General features: G+C 64.9%; 2 protein-coding genes. One reads left to right on the top strand and one right to left on the bottom strand.

The annotated features are described in order from the left end of the window. A partial coding sequence (locus KTN05_RS17390; protein ID WP_217330628.1) for a hypothetical protein occupies positions 1-582 on the top strand: 582 nt, incomplete at its 5' end. Here the strand turns inward: KTN05_RS17390 and KTN05_RS17385 are convergent. Then, positions 527-1,858 (bottom strand): site-specific DNA-methyltransferase, encoded by a 1,332-nt coding sequence (locus KTN05_RS17385; RefSeq protein WP_217330627.1) that lies wholly within the window; start codon positions 1,856-1,858, stop codon positions 527-529. The genes KTN05_RS17390 and KTN05_RS17385 overlap by 56 nt on opposite strands. Between the last annotated feature and the right edge of the window lie 224 nt (positions 1,859-2,082).

The following is a 2,082-nucleotide window of genomic DNA, read 5'->3' as shown; positions in this document are numbered from 1 at the left end:
CGGACACCCGCAAAGCGCCATCGAAGACCTCATGCCCTGGCGCTTCAACCAGCCGTCAAGCATCGCCGCATAGGGCAACGACCTCGCGCTTACCTCGGCTTCGAAGCCCCATTGTATGTACCGATGCGCAGCGCGGCCGGTGACCTAACGAAGGCACGCTCGGGTGAGTGCGTCGGTGGTGTCAATCGACCCTATTCAGCAAGTGCTGGAAGCACTGTGTTGGTGATTGCTACTGTCGTGGTGCCGTACGTCCTGCGCGCTCTTCGCGCGGCATCGCCGACGTGCATTGCCACTATGGACTATCGCAGCTTCTTCTCCGCACCCGCTGGTGTTCTTTTTTTCGAGGCGTTCGTGACAAACCAAAAGAAATCGCACGATGCCCGCCACGTTGAAGATGCTGAGCTTGCCGCAATGCATCTGTTGCAGATGATGAAAGGGCGGAGGCCTTTGGAGAGTGCTATCTGTGAGCCCAACTGCCTGAATTTACTTGGCGCAATGATGCTTCGTACAGGCTGGACAAGCGATGTCAGTGTTCTTGATGCTGAGTGTCTTGTTGTCCGCCCTCCAGTCGGTACGCTTTGATCTCCGCAAAGGTCATGCCATCGCCGTCGAGGATCGCGTCGCGGCCGGTCTCGGCCTGCCAGCGCTCCACGGCGACATCGACATAGGCGGGGCTGATTTCTACCGCGAAGACGCGGCGGCCGTTGGCCTCGCCCGCCATGATCTGCGAGCCTGAGCCGGAGAATGGCTCGTAGCAGAGCCCGCCCCGCGCCACATGCTGGCGCATCGGGATCCCGAAGGCGTCGAGCGGTTTCGGCGTCGGGTGGTCGGGCCGGTCGTCCTTGGCGAAGCTGGGCAGCGCCCATGTGGACGGCAGCGTTTCCTCGGCCACCTTCGGCGGGCGGTTCGGACGCCGCCAGCCCATGAAGCAGGGCTCGTGTTTCCACAGGTAATGCGATCGGGTCAGGACACCGCGGTCCTTCACCCAGATGATCTGCTGGTGCACGAAGGCGCCCGCCTTCTCCCAGCAAGCCTCGAGCATCGCCTGGCGGCGGGAGGCGTGCCAGCAGTACCAGGCGGCGTCCTCGGTGATCGCCTCGGCGACGGCCGCCGAGATGAAGCCGTCATAGAGCTCCGCGCCCTGCGAGGAGTCGTCCCACGTGGTGCCGTAGGACGCCGACCGATCCTTGTTGCGGGTGGGATGGTTCGAGCCGTCGTAATCGACGAGATACGGTGGGTCGGTCGCGAACAGGATCGCCCGCTCGCCGTTCATCAGGCGGCGCACGTCGGCCGCGCTGGTGCTGTCGCCGCAGAGCAGCCGGTGATCGCCAAGGATCCACAGATCGCCCGTCCGCGACGCCGGATCGCGTGGGGGTTCGGGGATGGTCACCGGGGGCACGGAGCCCCCGGCGCCACCTTCTTCACCGTCCCCCTCCGGCACGAAGGCCAGCAGCTTGTCCAACTCGCCGTCGGAAAAGCCGACCAGCGACAGGTCGAAATCCTCGGCCAGCAGGTCGTTCAGTTCGGCCGACAGCAGCGCCTCGTCCCAAGTGCCGAGTTCCGTCAGCTTGTTGTCCGCGATCCGGTAGGCCCGCCGCTGCGCCTCGGTCAGATGCCCGAGCACGATCACCGGCGCTTCGGTTAGTCCAAGCTGGGTTGCCGCCAGCACGCGCCCGTGGCCCGCGATGAGCTCGCCGTCCTCGGCCACGAGGCAGGGCACGGTCCAGCCGAACTCGGCCATGCTGGCGGCGATCTTCGCGACCTGGTCCGGCCCGTGCGCCTTCGCGTTCTTCGCGTAGGGCTGCAGGCGCGCAAGCGGCCAGGTCTCGATCGCGTCCGGGGCGAAGCTCAGCGTCATGGTGGGCAAGGTTCCTCGGTCGGGTGGATGCCGGTGGCTTCCGGACTCCGGATGCCACGCTGGACTCCACACGGGGTCCAGCGGCCACCTGCGGTGTCCGGTCGGAAGGCCAGCGTTCATTGGTGTTTGTGTTGATTTTCACCCGGAACTGACCCGGGTTTTCCATCGAGAACTGACCCACCTTCGAGTTATGTTTCGTGGGTCAGGCTTGGGTCAAGGCATGG

The organism is Paracoccus sp. Z118 (assembly GCF_019061185.1).
In the GTDB taxonomy this organism is placed as follows: Bacteria; Pseudomonadota; Alphaproteobacteria; order Rhodobacterales; family Rhodobacteraceae; genus Paracoccus.
The sequence above is the reverse complement of the archived record's forward strand: the minus strand, read 5'-3'. Positions and strand labels throughout refer to the sequence as shown.

What these genes read in the sequence shown, in the direction of transcription:
- KTN05_RS17385 (WP_217330627.1), bottom strand. Translation starts at nt 1,858, where the DNA reads ATGACGCTGAGCTTCGCCCCGGACGCGATCGAGACCTGGCCGCTTGCG.